Origin of the sequence: Micromonospora sp. LHW51205 (genome assembly GCF_003315815.1) — a bacterium.
In the GTDB taxonomy this organism is placed as follows: Bacteria; Actinomycetota; Actinomycetes; order Mycobacteriales; family Micromonosporaceae; genus Micromonospora; species Micromonospora chalcea.
Genome location: NZ_QMEZ01000014.1, coordinates 25259 through 40272, shown reverse-complemented (window position 1 = coordinate 40272; position 15014 = coordinate 25259). Strand labels below are relative to the sequence as shown.

14 protein-coding genes are annotated in these 15014 nt (G+C 72.2%); 8 read left to right on the top strand and 6 right to left on the bottom strand.

The genetic code is table 11. From position 1 onward, the window contains the following. The first annotated feature begins 8 nt into the window (after positions 1-8). Positions 9-866 carry a class F sortase gene (locus tag DQE82_RS29785; RefSeq protein WP_043328904.1) on the top strand — a complete coding sequence of 286 codons (858 nt, stop codon included), beginning with the start codon at positions 9-11 and terminating at the stop codon, positions 864-866. A gap of 9 nt (positions 867-875) precedes the next feature. Here the strand turns inward: DQE82_RS29785 and DQE82_RS29780 are convergent, their stop codons facing one another. Then, a complete protein-coding gene (locus tag DQE82_RS29780) occupies positions 876-1415 on the bottom strand; it encodes an HNH endonuclease (protein WP_030502198.1) in 540 nt (179 codons plus the stop codon). 200 nt (positions 1416-1615) lie between these two features. Next, positions 1616-3073: a D-glucuronyl C5-epimerase family protein gene (locus DQE82_RS29775; RefSeq protein ID WP_113974810.1), complete on the bottom strand. Its 1458-nt coding sequence runs from the start codon at positions 3071-3073 to the stop codon at positions 1616-1618. 176 nt (positions 3074-3249) lie between these two features. Between DQE82_RS29775 and DQE82_RS29770 the strand changes: the two genes are divergently transcribed. From DQE82_RS29770 to DQE82_RS29760, 3 genes are all read left to right on the top strand, one after another. Beyond that, entirely contained in the window at positions 3250-4305 is a 1056-nt protein-coding gene (locus DQE82_RS29770; protein ID WP_231915658.1) for a mechanosensitive ion channel family protein, read from the top strand. Between the two features lie 236 nt (positions 4306-4541). Further along, positions 4542-5915 carry an MFS transporter gene (locus DQE82_RS29765; RefSeq protein ID WP_064448651.1) on the top strand — a complete coding sequence of 458 codons (1374 nt, stop codon included), beginning with the start codon at positions 4542-4544 and terminating at the stop codon, positions 5913-5915. 78 nt (positions 5916-5993) lie between these two features. Then, a complete protein-coding gene (locus DQE82_RS29760) occupies positions 5994-6380 on the top strand; it encodes a globin (RefSeq protein ID WP_113974809.1) in 387 nt (128 codons plus the stop codon). Between the two features lie 12 nt (positions 6381-6392). On the opposite strand, the gene DQE82_RS29755 is transcribed toward DQE82_RS29760, so the two are convergent. The 4 genes from DQE82_RS29755 to ettA all read right to left on the bottom strand — a co-directional run bounded on the left by DQE82_RS29755 (position 6393) and on the right by ettA (position 9883). Further along, the gene (locus DQE82_RS29755; protein ID WP_043328898.1) at positions 6393-6977 is read right to left on the bottom strand and encodes a YbjN domain-containing protein; all 585 of its coding nucleotides are present in this window, start codon (positions 6975-6977) and stop codon (positions 6393-6395) included. 131 nt (positions 6978-7108) lie between these two features. Next, the gene (locus DQE82_RS29750; protein WP_113974808.1) at positions 7109-7774 is read right to left on the bottom strand and encodes a hypothetical protein; all 666 of its coding nucleotides are present in this window, start codon (positions 7772-7774) and stop codon (positions 7109-7111) included. Next, entirely contained in the window at positions 7771-8214 is a 444-nt protein-coding gene (locus DQE82_RS29745) for a thioesterase family protein (protein WP_043328894.1), read from the bottom strand. Before DQE82_RS29745 ends, DQE82_RS29750 begins: the two co-directional genes overlap by 4 nt. After that, positions 8207-9883, bottom strand: coding sequence for an energy-dependent translational throttle protein EttA (ettA, locus tag DQE82_RS29740; protein WP_043328893.1), 1677 nt, complete (start codon positions 9881-9883; stop codon positions 8207-8209). The genes DQE82_RS29745 and ettA overlap by 8 nt, the downstream gene beginning before the upstream one ends. 213 nt (positions 9884-10096) lie before the next feature. Between ettA and DQE82_RS29735 the strand changes: the two genes are divergently transcribed. From DQE82_RS29735 to otsB, 4 genes are all read left to right on the top strand, one after another. Then, positions 10097-10381 carry a hypothetical protein gene (locus DQE82_RS29735; RefSeq protein ID WP_113974807.1) on the top strand — a complete coding sequence of 95 codons (285 nt, stop codon included), beginning with the start codon at positions 10097-10099 and terminating at the stop codon, positions 10379-10381. Continuing rightward, positions 10378-10770, top strand: a complete 393-nt coding sequence (locus tag DQE82_RS29730) for a hypothetical protein (protein WP_051611384.1) — start codon at positions 10378-10380, stop codon at positions 10768-10770. Before DQE82_RS29735 ends, DQE82_RS29730 begins: the two co-directional genes overlap by 4 nt. Positions 10771-10911: 141 nt before the next feature. Continuing rightward, entirely contained in the window at positions 10912-12312 is a 1401-nt protein-coding gene (locus tag DQE82_RS29725) for a trehalose-6-phosphate synthase (RefSeq protein WP_043328887.1), read from the top strand. Beyond that, positions 12309-14909, top strand: coding sequence for a trehalose-phosphatase (otsB, locus tag DQE82_RS29720; protein ID WP_043328885.1), 2601 nt, complete (start codon positions 12309-12311; stop codon positions 14907-14909). The genes DQE82_RS29725 and otsB overlap by 4 nt, the downstream gene beginning before the upstream one ends. Positions 14910-15014 lie beyond the last annotated feature (105 nt).

The following is a 15014-nucleotide window of genomic DNA, read 5'->3' as shown; positions in this document are numbered from 1 at the left end:
GCGCCGACATGGCCCGCAAATCGCGCCGCCGGGACCGCGCCGGCCCGGCGGCGGACCGCACCCGCCGTCGTGCCGCCGGCCGCCGGCCGCCGGAGCGCGCGAAACGGCTCCGGGCCGCGCTGCGGCTGACGTCCCGGGCCGCGCGCCGGTTCGCCCATGTCGCCGGGCACGCCTTCACGGCCAGCGTCACCACCGCCGACCCGCGGCCGGTCCCGGCCCGCGCCGCACCGGCCACCACCCGCCGGTACGCCCCGAGCCGCAACCCCGGCGTCCCGGTGCTCGTGGTGGCGAGCGTGATGGCGCTGATCGTGGCCATGCTCGGGCTGGAACGGGTGACCGGGGTCAGCGTGCTGCCGGACCGGATCGTCGCCGGCCTGCGCCCGCCGCCGAAGAAGTTCCCGGTGCTGCCGGCCAGCCCGCCGACCGACCTGAGCATCGGCAAGCTCGACCTGCGCGCGCCGGTGCACCGCGTCGGAATCGCGCCGGACGGCAGCATCGACGTGCCGGACGTGGACCGGGCCGGCGAGGTCGGCTGGTACGACCAGGGCCCCACCCCCGGCCAGTACGGCCCGGCGGTGCTCGTCGGGCACGTCGACACCACCACCGGGCCGGCCGTCTTCCACGGGCTGAAGAACCTCGACGACGGCGACCGGATCGAGGTGACCCGCGAGGACCGCTCGGTGGCGGTGTTCGAGGTGACCTCGATCGAGCGGTACGGCAAGGAGAAGCTGCCGGTGGAGGACGTCTACGGCGACTTCAGCCGGCCCAACCTGCGGCTGATCACCTGCGGTGGGCGCTGGGTGGGCGGCGAGACCGGGTACGCGGACAACCTGGTCGTCTACGCCTCGCTGGTCAAGGCGCGCTGAGCGCTCCGGTCAGGCCGCCTCGGACTCGGGCTCGCGCAGGTCGAGCCAGTCCGCCCAGCGCGGGTCGGGCGCGCGGTGCCCGAGAACCCGCCAGGCCGCCCCTTTCGGGGCGGCCGGCAGGTGGTGCAGCCGCCAGCCCAGCTCGGCCGGCGTCTTGTCGCCTTTGGTGTGGTTGCACCGCGCGCACGCGGCGACCACGTTCTCCCAGGCGTGCCGGCCACCCCGGCTGCGCGGGAACACGTGGTCGATGGTCTCAGCCGGCCCCCGGCAGTACGCGCACCGCCACCCGTCGCGGGCGAACACGGCCCGCCGGGACAGCCCGACGTGGGTGCGGTAGGGCACCCGCACGTAGCGGGTCAGGCGTACCACTGAGGGCACCGGTAACGCGTTGCGCGCGCTGTGCAGGATGCCCTCGCCGTCGGCGACGCAGATCGCCTTGGCGGAGAGCACGAGGATCGCGGCACGACGCACCGACACGACGCACAGGGGTTCGTAGGTGGCGTTGAGAACGAGCGCACCGGAGCCCGCCGTGGGTCGTATGTCAGGCATCGCGCTCACCCTCCCGGTCCAGCCGCTCCCGCCGTCTGCGCGCCGGAACCGCCCGCGAACAGCGCGGAACGAATTCCGACGCCGGCCGGATCACCGACGTCCGTTGCGCCAATAGTCCCTGATCGCGCCCTCGATTGCACGCACGAATCTGCAAGCGGCCCACCGGATCACCCGCACCGGGGCGGTCCGGCGCGCTCGCGCTACGCCGTGCCGACGCTACGCAGGGTGCCCAGCCGGACCCACTGGCCCTCGTGCGGGCCGGCGGCCAGGCGGTAGTGCTGGACGCCGTCGATGGCGGCGCGCAGATCCACTGTCACGGTGTCACCGACGGCGAGGCCGGCGGTCACCGCCGTCACCTTCCCGGCGTCGTCCAGGGAGTACGCCCTGCCGGGCGCGGCGACGACCACCGCCGAGCGCGGGATGCGGTAGCCGATCGGCGCCGCTCTCCCGATCTGGTACGACCGGCCGGGGATCTCCTGGACCAGGTAGCCGCTCAGGCTCCCCTCGCTGATGTCGTACCAGATGCCGGTCTGCCGCATCACCTTGTGCCGTTCCGTGGAGGCCGCCTCGGTCGGCCTGGTCAGGGAGATCCGCTTGCGGTCCAGGACCGTGCCGGACGCGTCGAACTTGTAGCCGACGTGGTCCCCGGGGGCGAGCCGGATCGTTCCGGACACCCCGTAGGTGGGGTGGTCGGAGTAGAACAGGTCCATGATCCCGGCGAAGGTCGGGTCGCCGGTGATCGCGTGCAGCACGGCGTGCTGGATGATGTGCGTCGAGTGGTACATGCCCGCGTCCTTGCGGTGGGTGAGGCAGTACCGGCTCCGCCACTGGCGGGTGCGGACGAGGTGGTGGGCGTCCCGGGCGGTGGTGATCGCGCCCTGGAGCATCTGGCGGGCCCGGGCGTCGCGGCTCAGGCTCCAGTAGTCCCAGAGCCCGAAGGCCGAGAAGACGTGCCCGTTGTAGGTCTGGTCGCCGCGCACCCGCGTCGGGTGGGCGTACTCCTCAAGCCAGAGCAGCCCGTCCTTGACGTACACCCCCCACGGCAGGCCGCCCACCGGCGGGAGCAGGTAGGACGCGAACGTCGAGTCGGCCGCCTGCCGCCAGTGGGTGCGCTCGCCGACGATCTGCGCCAGCCGGACGAAGAGGCTCATCGCCTGCCCCTGGGCCATCATCGAGTACCACGGCGTCTCGTAGACGTCGGTGCCGCGGTGCATGGCGTGCCGGAACCGGTACGGGTAGAACCAGGCGTCCCGCCGCACGACCCGCCTGTCGATCAGGCGCTGCGCCTGCGCCATCGCCCGCTTGAGGTACACCTGATCGCCGGTGACCCGGTAACTCTCCAGCAGGTTGATGCCGTACTGGGCCTGGGCCACCGGATGGTCGTAGAGCTTCCCGGTGAGCAGCGCCATGCGTACGCCGTGCTCGTCGTGCGTGCCCGTGTCGACGAGCGGCAGCCGCACCCCGCTGTAGTAGGGCCGCTGCCCCTGCGGCAGATCGCGGATCTCGAACGGGTCGCTGCGGAACTTGACCGGCGATTCGGCAGACAGTTTCGCCGCCCCGGTCGCCACCAGCGGCGCGGCGCCGGCCGCCGCCGCCACCACCGTCAGCACCTGACGACGGGACCAGGATCGGCGCGCGCCTAAGAGTTCCTCCGTCATGTCGCTTTTCCCCTTGCTCCGCCCAGCTGCGCGCTGGACGGCCAGTCGCGGGGCCCCCGTGCGGGCCGGGGCGTTTTTGCCGCCCCCCGGTACAACGGAGCAGGAAGCAGGGCGGGTTGCCCGGCCGGCGGTGGGTCCGCGCCGGACGGGCGACGCGGGTGCGGTACGAAAGCACTGTGAATCTCTCCGACCTGATCTCCGCCCTGCTGTCCGCCGTCTCCGACCGGCGGCCGGACTGCCAGGGCAGCAGCTCCTGCGAGTGGGTGTACCGGGTCACCGACTCCGCCTGGTTCGCCGAGAGCAGCTACTGGATCCTGTTCAAGCCGCTGCGGGTGGCGCTGATCCTGCTGCTCGCGGTGGCCGCCCGCTGGGCGCTGCACCGGACCATCAACCGGCTGGTGCGGACCACCACCGACGGCGCGGTGCCGACCATGCTCCGCCCGCTGCGGGAACGGATTCCCAGCGCCACGCTCGACCCGGACCAGTTCGTGCCGGAGCGGCGGCGGCAGCGGGCCGAGGCGATCGGGTCGGTGCTGCGCAGCATGGTCACCGCGTTCGTGTTCGGCATCGCGTTGCTGATGGTGCTCAAGGAGTTCAGCTTCGACCTGGCCCCGCTGCTGGCCAGCGCGGGCATCGCCGGCGTGGCGCTCGGTTTCGGCGCGCAGAGCCTGGTCAAGGACCTGATCGCCGGCCTGTTCATGTTGATCGAGGACCAGTACGGCGTCGGTGACACGGTCGACCTCGGCGAGGCGACGGGCGTGGTGGAGGCGGTGGGCCTGCGGGTGACCACGGTCCGTGACGGCCGCGGGGTGCTCTGGTACATCCGCAACGGGGAGATCGTCCGCGTCGGCAACAAGAGTCAGGGTTGGGCCCTGGTCGTGGTCGACCTGCCGATCGGCTTCGCCGGCACCGAGGAGGCCACGGCGGTGCTGCGTACCGCGGCGGCGTCGGTGGCGCTGGACCCGGAGCTGGCGCCGAAGATCGTCGAGGCGCCGGAGGTCCTCGGCGTCGAGCAGATCACCGTGGACGGCACGGTGATCCGTACCGTCGTCAAGACCACCGCGGACGGGCAGTTCGCGGTGGGCCGGGAGCTGCGCCGCCGCCTCGCCGAGGCGCTGGAGAACTCCGGGATCACCGCGCAGATCGCGGCGGCCCGGCTCTTCCCCGGGCTGCCGCCCCAGACGCCGGCGACGCCCACTGCCGAGGGCACGGGGACCAGCGGACCCACCTGAGTCGCCGGACAAGCCGGACTATTTTCCGGGGGTCGCGCTCCGCGCGGCCCCTCGGGTATCGTCCGTTCGGTTCAGTCGGAGATGCGACGATCAATCCGTTCACCCTAGCCAGTTGTCAGACGATCGGGCAGAATCCGGTGAACACGCTCCACCGGGGAGCGTGCTCGTGTCCTCGCTGATCGGTTGATCTGACGACGGTTCCCGGTCGGGCCATCACAAGTGGTCGACCAGGAACGATGGAGGCGACGGTGTCCGACGAGCGACCCGCCCAGGAGGGCCCGGCCACCTTCCGCGACGTGTTCGGTCAGCCGGAGTTCCGGGCGCTCTTCGCCGCCAACATCCTCTCCTGGGTCGGCGACTATCTCGCCAAGGCCGCGGTCACCGTGCTCGTGCTGCGCGAGACCGAATCGGTCGCGCTCTCCGCCGCCGCGTTCGCGGTCAGCTATCTGCCCTGGCTGCTCGGTGGCCCGTTGCTCTCCGCGCTCGCCGAGCGGCACCGCTACCGCCGGGTCATGGTGATCTGCGACCTGATCCGGATGGCGCTGATGGTGCTCGTCGCCATGCCGTTCATGCCGGCCTGGTCGGTCCTCGCGCTGATCTTCCTGGCCACGCTCGCGAATCCGCCGAGCCAGGCGGCGCGCTCGGCGGTGATGCCGCAGATCCTCACCGGCGACCGGCTGGTGGTGGGCCTGTCCGCGTTCACCAGCGCGTCCCAGGCCGCCCAGGTCGTCGGCTACCTGATCGGCGCGACCATCGCCGCGCTGAACCCGAACGCCGCGCTGCTCGTCAACGCGGCGACCTTCGCCCTGTCGGCCCTGCTGGTCCGCGTCGGCGTACGCGACCGGCCGTCGACGATGACCGCGAAGCACCGCAGCCACCTGCTGCGGGAGACCGGCCAGGGCTTCCGCATCGTCTTCGAACGGCCGGTGCTGCGGGCCATCGCGATGCTGGTGTTCAGCGCGATGCTGTTCTCGATCGTCCCCGAAGGGCTGGCCGCCGGCTGGGCCGCCGAGCGCACCGACGGCACGATGGACGCCGGCACCGCCCAGGCGGTCATCATGGCCGCCGGTCCGGTCGGATACGTCCTCGGCGGGGTGATCATCGGGCGGCTGATCGCCCCGGCGCGCCGGTTGGCGCTGATGCGGCCGCTGATGGTGATCGCGCCGGCGGTGCTCGTGCCCGCGCTCCTCGACCCGGCCCCGTCCGTGGTGGCGTTGCTCGCCGCGGCGTGCGGCTTCGCCGTCGCCGGGCTGGTGCCGGTCGCCAACGGGCTGTTCGTGCAGGCCCTGCCGGACGGCTACCGGGCCCGGGCGTTCGGGGTGATGGCCACCGGCACCCAGGTCATCCAGGGCGCCGCGGTGCTCGCCACCGGCGCCCTCGCCGAGCGGTTCTCCGTCCCGTCGGTGGTCGGCGCGTGGAGCGCGGCGGGCGTGCTGCTGATGCTCGTCGCGGCGTTCGCCTGGCCTCGGCCGCGCACCATCGACGCGGCGATCGCGGCCGCCCGCGCCGAGTCGGCCCCGGACGCCGCCGCGCCCACGCACGCCGCGCGTGGCCCGGCGGCGGGCGACCGGGGCCGGGAGCACGGCCGGCGCCGGCACGCGGTGACGTGATCCGCGCCGCCCCGCGGGCGGGCGCGACCGCGGGGGCGCACCTGGCAGGATGGAAGCGTGACTTCCCCAGGCGAGTCGATGACCCTCTTCGAGGCGATCGGCGGTGAACCGGCCTTCCGCAAGCTGGTGGACGAGTTCTACGCCGGCGTCGCCGAGGACCCGCTGCTGCGGCCGATGTACCCGGAGGAGGATCTGGGCCCGGCGGCGGACCGGCTGACCCTCTTCCTCATCCAGTACTGGGGTGGGCCGCGCACCTACTCCGAGCAGCGCGGGCACCCCCGGCTGCGGATGCGGCACGCCCCGTTCCGGATCGGCGCCGCGGAGCGCGACGCCTGGTTGCTGCACATGCGCCGGGCGGTGGACGCGCTGGACCTGCCGCCGCAGCTCGCCGGCGCGCTCTGGGACTACCTGGAGCGGGCCGCCTACTTCATGGTGAACGTGATGGAGGACCCGGCGGCCGGCTGAGCCGCCCGGCTCTCAGAGCAGCGCGCCCTCGTCGTGCAGCCAGTCGACGAACGTGGTGGCGACCGCGGCGCCGCAGTCGAGCATCTCGACGAGCAGCGCGTCGTGGGCCCCGGCGCCGAGCGGGACCTGGAGTTCGGCGTAGATCGGGAGCTGGCCGCGCTCGGTCGGGTCGCCGATGTACGCCTTGCAGAAGCGGCGGGTGTGGTTCCACTCGTTGACCACCCGGTACGCCCGGTCGGCCCAGTCCGGCGGGACGGTGGCGTGCGGGCGGGCCCGCATCACCAGGATCTCGTCCTCCGGGCCCTCCAGCGCGACGAGCACGGCGTGCCGCTCCCACATGGCCAGCAGGTTGCCGCCGCCGTCGGCCAGGTAGCGCACGTCCAGCAGGTCGAGCGCGTCGCAGACCCGGCTCAGGGTGACCGGGGCGACAGTGGCCGGCATGTCCGCCAGGGCCGGGCGCTCGGGTGCCGGCGCGTCGTCTCCCGGCTGGCGCGGGGTAGGTGGCCCCACCCGGATGGTGTCATCCACTGTGACTCCGCTTCGAGTCTCCGGTTCGCCGCCAGCGGCGGGACCAGGGCGCCATGACCACCACGGCATCGCTCGCGCACCTCACTCCCCAGCGGATCCAATCGCCTACGGTGCGTTGGATCCGAGGAAGGACGGTACCCGGACAGGCGGCATGAGGCATCCCCCCAACGGCCGCCCCAAACCGGAAGGCCGATGATGGGTCATACTTTCGGCTGACCCGGCATCGGCCTGAGTGCAAGATCGGCGACGGTACGCGACCACACCGCCCCGAACGGACCGACGAGCCCGACCCACCGGCCGGCGACCCGCACCTGAACGTCGTCCTCGCCGCTACCGGCGAAGCCCATCCGGACCAGACCCTGCACCAGCCGCTGCGACACCTCCACCGGCATGCGCGGGTCCTCGTCCGGCGTCACCACCACGGCGACGTGGTCCAGCAGCGCGTCCCGCAGCACCCGCTGACCCACCGCGCGGCCGGCCACCCCGTGCGTGGCCGCCTCGCGCAGCGTCCCGGCCGCCGCCTCCGCGATCCGGCGCAACTCCGCGCCGGGCAGCGTCTCCACCACGCGGCTGGCAGCCGGTGGGAGCTGCCAGCGCCAGCCGTCGTCCCGCCGTACCGGCAGCGCCGCGCCCCCGGCGGAGAGTTCGGCCAGCAGCTCCCCCGCGGCCACAGTGACGTCACCGGGGGCGGCGCCGGGCACGGTACGGACCACGAGCACCCCCCAGGGCAGCCGCGCCCAGAGCGCCGTACGCCCGGCGCCGGGCACCGGCCGCAGGCGGACCACCGTGGCCGGGTCGAACCGGACCAGCCGGGCCAGGAAGGCCCCCGCGTCGGCCACCCCGGTCAGCCCGTGCCCGGTCTTCATCCGCTCAGCCCCGGCGCGTAGCGGAGCAGGAACGCGCGCTCGTCCGGCGAGATCCGGCGTGGCCGCTGGGCGGCGAGGTCGAACGGCACCAGCACCGACCGGGCGGTGCTGGCCAGCGTGTCGCCGTCGTACAGCTCGTAGGCGACCGAGAACGAGGCGTTGCGGATCTGGTCCACCCACAGCTCGATCCGCACGGTCGGGGCCGCCTCCGCGCTGGCCCGGCCGAGCGCGTAGTCGACCGGGCGCAGATAGTCGACCTCGTGCCGGCGGATGACCACCCCGTCGGCGAACGAGCCCACTCCCCACGCCCGGCCACCGGCGAACATCATCGCCACCCGGGCCTCCTCGTAGAGCGTGAGGAAGCGGGCGTTGTTGACGTGGCCGTACGCGTCCAGGTCGGACCAGCGCAACGCGCAGTGGTAGACGAAGCGGTCAGTCACGGGTGAGCTTGCGGTAGGTCACCCGGTGCGGCCGGGCCGCCTCGGCGCCGAGCCGGTCGATCTTGTTCTTCTCGTACGCCTCGAAGTTGCCCTCGAACCAGAACCACTTCGCCGGGTTCTGGTCGTCGCCCTCCCAGGCCAGGATGTGCGTGGCGACCCGGTCCAGGAACATCCGGTCGTGGGAGATGACCACGGCGCAGCCGGGGAACTCCAGCAGCGCGTTCTCCAGGCTGGACAGCGTCTCCACGTCCAGGTCGTTCGTCGGCTCGTCGAGCAGGATCACGTTGCCGCCGATCTTCAGCGTCAGCGCCAGGTTGAGCCGGTTGCGCTCGCCGCCGGAGAGCACCTTCGTCGGCTTCTGCTGGTCCGGCCCCTTGAAGCCGAACGCCGCGATGTACGCCCGGGACGGCATCTCGACCTTGCCCACCATGAGGTGGTCCAGCCCGTCGGAGACGACCTCCCAGACCGTCTTGTCGCCGTCCAGGCCCTGCCGGTTCTGGTCGACGTACGACAGCGAGACCGTCTCGCCGACCCGGACCGAGCCGCTGGTCGGCTGCTCCAGCCCGACGATGGTCTTGAACAGCGTGGTCTTGCCGACGCCGTTCGGGCCGATGATGCCGACGATGCCGTTGCGGGGCAGCGAGAACGACAGGTCGTCGATCAGCACCCGGTCGCCGAACGCCTTTGTCAGGTTCTGCGCCTCGATGACCGTGTTGCCCAGTCGCGGGCCCGGCGGGATCTGGATCTCCTCGAAGTCCAGCTTCCGGGTCTTCTCCGCCTCGGCGGCCATCTCGTCGTAGCGGTCCAGGCGGGCCTTGGACTTGGTCTGCCGAGCCTTGGCGTTCGAGCGGACCCACTCCAGTTCCTCGGACAGCCGCTTCTTCATCTTGGCGTCGCGGCGTCCCTCGACGGAGAGCCGGGCGGCCTTCTTCTCCAGGTAGGTGGAGTAGTTGCCCTCGTACGGGTAGGCCCGGCCGCGGTCCAGCTCCAGGATCCAGTTGGCCACGTTGTCCAGGAAGTACCGGTCGTGGGTGATCGCCAGGACGGTGCCGGCGTACTTGGCCAGGTGCTGCTCCAGCCACTGCACGCTCTCCGCGTCCAGGTGGTTGGTGGGCTCGTCGAGCAGCAGCAGGTCCGGCGCCTCCAGCAGCAGCTTGCACAGCGCGACCCGGCGGCGCTCTCCACCGGAGAGCTTGGTGACGTCGGCGTCCGGCGGCGGGCAGCGCAGCGCGTCCATCGCGAGTTCGAGCTTGGAGTCGATGTCCCACGCGTCGGCGGCGTCCAGCTCCTCCTGGAGCTTGCCCATCTCCTCCATCAGCTCGTCGGAGTAGTCGGTGGCCATCTGCTCGGCGATGGCGTTGAACCGCTCCAGCTTGGCCTTGGTCTCGGCGACCGCCTCCTCGACGTTGCCGAGGACCGTCTTCTCCTCGTTGAGCGGCGGCTCCTGCGCGAGCATGCCGACGGAGTAGCCGGGCATGAGCCGGGCCTCGCCGTTGCTCGGCCGGTCCAGCCCTGCCATGATTTTGAGGAGGCTGGACTTACCGGCACCGTTCGGACCGACCACCCCGATCTTGACACCCGGCAGGAAGTTCAGCGTCACGTTGTCGAGCACGACCTTGTCGCCGTGCGCCTTGCGCGCCTTGTCCAGGACGTAGATGAACTGGGCCACGGTGCGGGCTACCTCCGTCGGTTGCGTTCGCGGGCTTGTCGGGTGCGGGGCGCGGGCGTCGATCTCCGCCCGCCGCCGCCGGCCGGGAGCCGGCCGCACGCACGCCGCCGTCAATCCTGACAGGTACGGACCGCCACGCCCACATCACCCCACCCCAGGGGTACGGTGGCGCGCCTCCTTGCCGGCGCGGGTATGACTGAATAGACTTGGCGTATGACCAAGAAGATCGCCGTGAGCCTGCCGGACGACGTCGCGGAGCGGCTGGCCAAGGAGCCGAACGTGTCCGCCTTCGTAGCGCGCGCCGTGCGTCGGCAGATGGCCGGCGAGCAGACGCGGGTGCTGCTCGCTCGCGCCGGTGTCACGATCACCGACGAGGACGTGGCCCGGGCCCACGCGGAGATGCAGCAGCTCACCGCGAGTATCACGCCCGAGCTTCGTGAGCGGGCCACCCGGCTCCAGTCGGAGGTCCTTGCGGCCAGGGCGAAGGCGCGGCGGTGACGCAGTTCGGCCTGGCGCTCGACACGGCCGCGCTGCTGGCCTATGCCTCGGGCGCCAAGGACGTCGGTGCGAGGATCGCCGAGGCCGCCGACTACGCGCGTGACGTGCTGGTGCCCGCCCTCTGCCTGGCGCATGCCCATCAGCAGGCCACGGCTCCGCAGTGGGAGCTTCTGGAACTGCTGGCCGCCCTGCCGCAGGTGCAGATCACCCCCGTGGAACCTGACATGTGCGCCTACCTCGGAGGCTGGTCGCGGCGGATGACCGGGCGGATGGATCTCGCGCAGCTGGCCATGGAGGCCGCCGCCAATCCGCTCGTGCCGATCGTGACGGACCGGCGGGAGCTGCTCGGTGAGGTGCTGCCGAAGGAGTGGCCGATCATCGACCTCTGAGCCACCGGTGTCGACAAGATCACGCGGTGGGTTCGGCGGTTCTGGGACGGGTAGGTAACTCCGGCACGGGGGAACAGAGGCCGCAGCTACGCTCAGTACGCTCATCGCGGTGGACCCGTCAGTACCCGGAGGTGGCCGATCGTGACCGTCCGTAGCTCCTTTGTCGTAGTGGCCAACCGCCTGCCGGTCGACGAGGTGAGCACACCCGAGGGGCGGCAGTGGCGGCGCAGCCCGGGCGGGCTGGTGACCGCGCTGCACCCGGTGCTCGCCGAGCACCAGGGCACCTGGGTGGGGTGGGCCGGCGGCACCGGCGCCGCGCCCGAGCCGTTCGACCTGGAGGGCATCCGCCTGCACCCGGTGCCGTTGAGCGCCGAGGAGCTGGAGCGCTACTACGAGGGCCAGTCGAACGCGACGATCTGGCCGCTCTACCACGACGCGGTGGAGACACCCGCGTACAAGCGCCGCTGGCGCGAGGCGTACCGGTTGGTGAACGCCCGGTTCGCGGAGGCCGCGGCCGACGTGGCGGCCGAGGGCGCCACGGTCTGGGTCCAGGACTACCAGCTCCAGCTGGTGCCGGCGATGCTCCGTGAGCTGCGGCCGGACCTGCGGATCGGCTTCTTCCTGCACATCCCGTTCCCGCCGATCGAGCTGTTCATGCAGATGCCGTTCCGCACCGAGATCCTGCGCGGCCTGCTCGGCGCGGACCTTGTCGGTTTCCAGCAGCGGCTGGCGGCGCAGAACTTCGTCCGGCTGGCCCGGCACCTGCTCGGCCTGCGCTACGAGGGCCAGATGATCCAGGTCGACGGCCGGCAGGTGAAGGCGGGCGCGTTCCCCATCTCGATCGACACCAAGGAGATGGAGCGGCTGGCCGAGGACCCGGCGATCCAGGCCCGCGCCAAGCAGATCCGCGAGGAGCTGGGCAACCCGAAGACGATCATCCTGGGCGTCGACCGGCTCGACTACACCAAGGGCATCGAACTCCGGCTGAAGGCCTTCCGCGAACTCCTCGCTGACGGAAAGTTGACAGTTCCGGACGCGGTTATGGTGCAGGTCGCCACGCCCAGCCGCGAGCGTGTGGAGCACTACCAGGCACTTCGGGTGAAGGTGGAACGCGAGGTTGGCCGGATCAATGGTGAATTCGGCCGGGTCGGCGTGCCTGCAGTGCATTATCTGCATCAGTCGTACAGTCGCTCCGAACTGGCCGCGATGTACGTCGCGGCCGACGTCATGATGGTGACCCCGCTGCGAGACGGAATGAATCTGGTGGCCAAGGAGTACGTCGCATCGCGCGCCGACCAGGGCGGCGCGCTCGTGCTCAGTGAGTTCGCCGGCGCTGCCACCGAGCTGCGCCAGGCGTTCCTGTGTAATCCCCACGACCCGGACGCGGTGAAGGACGCGTTGCTGCGGGCCGTGCATGTCGAAAAGCCCGAAGCCCGCCGCCGGATGCGCGTCATGCAACGCCATCTGCGCAGCCACGACGTGGGCCACTGGGCCAAGTCGTTCCTCAGCGAGCTCGGCGTCGGAGATACGGAGGCTGCGTGACCTCGCCCGCCCTCGCCGCCGCACACGGCGGCGTGCTGGATCCCGAACTGCGTGCCGCGATCGGCCGCATCGCCCGGGTTCCGCAGCTTCTGGTCGCCTGCGACTACGACGGCACGCTCGCGCCGATCGTCGAGGACCCGAGCAAGGCCGTTCCGCTGCCGGAGTCGGTGGCCGCGGTACGCGCTCTGGCCTCGCTGCCGCAGACCAGCGTCGCGGTGGTCTCCGGCCGCGCGCTGCGCGACCTGGCCACGCTCTCCCGGCTACCCAGCGAGGTGCACCTCGTCGGCAGCCACGGCTCGGAGTTCGACATCGGCTTCGTCGAGCGCCTCACCCCCGAGCTGATCGCGGTCCGGCACCGGCTCCGCGAGGCGCTGCGGGAGATCGCCGCCGAGCATCCGGGCATCCGCCTGGAACGCAAGCCCGCCAGCGTCGCCGTGCACACCCGCGGCGTCGACCCGCACACCGCCGCCCGGGCCGTCGAGGCGGTCCGCAACGGGCCGGCGACCTGGGACGGCGTGACGGTCACCCAGGGCAAGGAAGTCATCGAGCTGTCGGTGGTGGTCACCAACAAGGGCACCGCGATCGACCAGCTCCGGACCCAGCTCGCCGCCAGCGCGGTGCTGTTCATCGGCGACGACGTCACCGACGAGAACGCGTTCGGCAACCTGACCGGGCCGGACGTCGGCATCAAGATCGGCCCCGGCGAGACCCGCGCCGACTACCGGGTGTCCGAGCCGATCGAGGCGGCCCGCGCACTGGGGCTGCTGCTGGAGACGCGGCGGCACTGGCTGTTCGGCGAGCGGGCGGTGCCGATCGAGCGGCACTCGATGCTCGCCAACGGCCGTACCGTCGCGCTCGTCACGCCGGAAGCGAAGATCACCTGGCTGTGTCACCCGAAGCCGGACTCGGCGGCGATCTTCGCCGACCTGGTCGGCGGCAGCCCGGCCGGGCACTTCACGGTCGGCCCGGAGCGCGGCGGCATCCCGCTCGGCCAGCGCTACCGCAGCAACACGATGACCGTCGAGACCCGCTGGTCCGGCCTGACCGTGACCGACTGGCTCGACCTACCGGTACGGCAGACCACGCCGGACGACCCGGCCGTGGTCAGCGGCGACTCCACACTGGTCCGGGTGCTCAGCGGCACCGGGCGGGCCCGCGTCGAGTTCGCGCCACGGCCCGAGTTCGGCCAGGTCGCGGTGCAACTCCAGCCGCTCGACGACGGCCTGCTGGTGCTCGGCTCCAACGAGCCGGTCGCGCTGCACTCCCCCGGCGTCGAGTGGGAGGTCACCAACGACGCCGGGTACGAGACCGCGAAGGCGGTGGTCGACCTGTCGGCGGCCGGCGGCCAGGTGGTGCTGGAGCTGCGCTTCGGCACCCAGAGCCTGGAGCCGCACCGGCTGCCGGTGCACGAACGGCAGGCCGCCGCCGAGCAGCCCTGGAAGGACTGGGTGGCCTCGCTGCGGCTGCCCGCCACCGCCCGGGACCTGGTCGCCCGCAGCGCGCTGACGCTGCGCGGGCTCTGCCACGAGCCCACCGGCTCGATCCTCGCCGCGGCCACCACGTCGCTGCCCGAGGAGCTGGGCGGTGTCCGCAACTGGGACTACCGCTACTGCTGGCTCCGGGACGCCGCGATGACCGCCCGCGCGCTGGTCGACCTCGGCTCCACCGAGGAGGCCGAAGGTCTGCTGCGCTGGATCGACGGCGTGGTCGAGCGCACCGGCGGGCACCCGGAGCGGCTGCACCCGCTCTACACGGTGGACGGCTTCGAGCTGGGCGCCGAGGCGGTCATCGACACGCTGCCCGGCTACGCCGGCTCCCGGCCGGTACGGGTCGGCAACCTCGCCAACCACCAGCTCCAGCTCGACGTGTTCGGTCCGGTCGCGGACCTGATCGCGGCCGTCGCCGACGCCCGGGGCTCGATCCGCGACGACGAGTGGCGGGTGCTGGAGAACATGGTCGAGGCGGTACGCCGCCGCTGGCACGAGCCCGACCACGGCATCTGGGAGGCCCGCCTCCCCCCGCGGCACCACGTCTTCTCCAAGGTCATGCTCTGGATGACCGTGGACCGGGCGCTGCACGTCGTACGGCGGCACGGCGGCGAGGACCGGCCCGAGTGGGTCGAGCTGCGCGACCGGATCGCCTCGAACGTGCTGGAGCACGGCTGGCACCCGGAGGCCGAGGCGTACAGCGTCGCCTACGGCTACGAGGAGATGGACGCCTCGTCGCTGTGGATCGGCATCTCCGGGCTGCTCGCCGGTGACGACCCGCGCTTCCTCTCCACCGTGCTCAAGATCGAGGCGGAGCTGCGCAGCGGGCCGGTCGTCTACCGGTACCACTGGGACGACGGCCTGCCCGGCCGGGAGGGCGGCTTCCACATCTGCACGTCGTGGCTGATCGAGGCGTACCTGCGCACCGGCCGCCGGAGCGACGCGGAGGAGCTGTTCACCCAGATGGTCGACACGGCCGGGCCGACCGGGCTGCTGCCGGAGCAGTACGACCCGCTGGCCGAGCGCGGGCTGGGCAACCACCCGCAGGCGTACAGCCACCTGGGCCTGATCCGCTGCGCCCTGCTGCTGGACAACATGCTCAAGCAGTAACGCCGTACGAGGGCGGCGGCGGGGACCCTCCGGTCCCCGCCGCCGCCCTCGTTCCATCCCCGCCCCGCCCCCGCCCCGCCCCGCCCCGCCCCGCCCCGCCCCCGC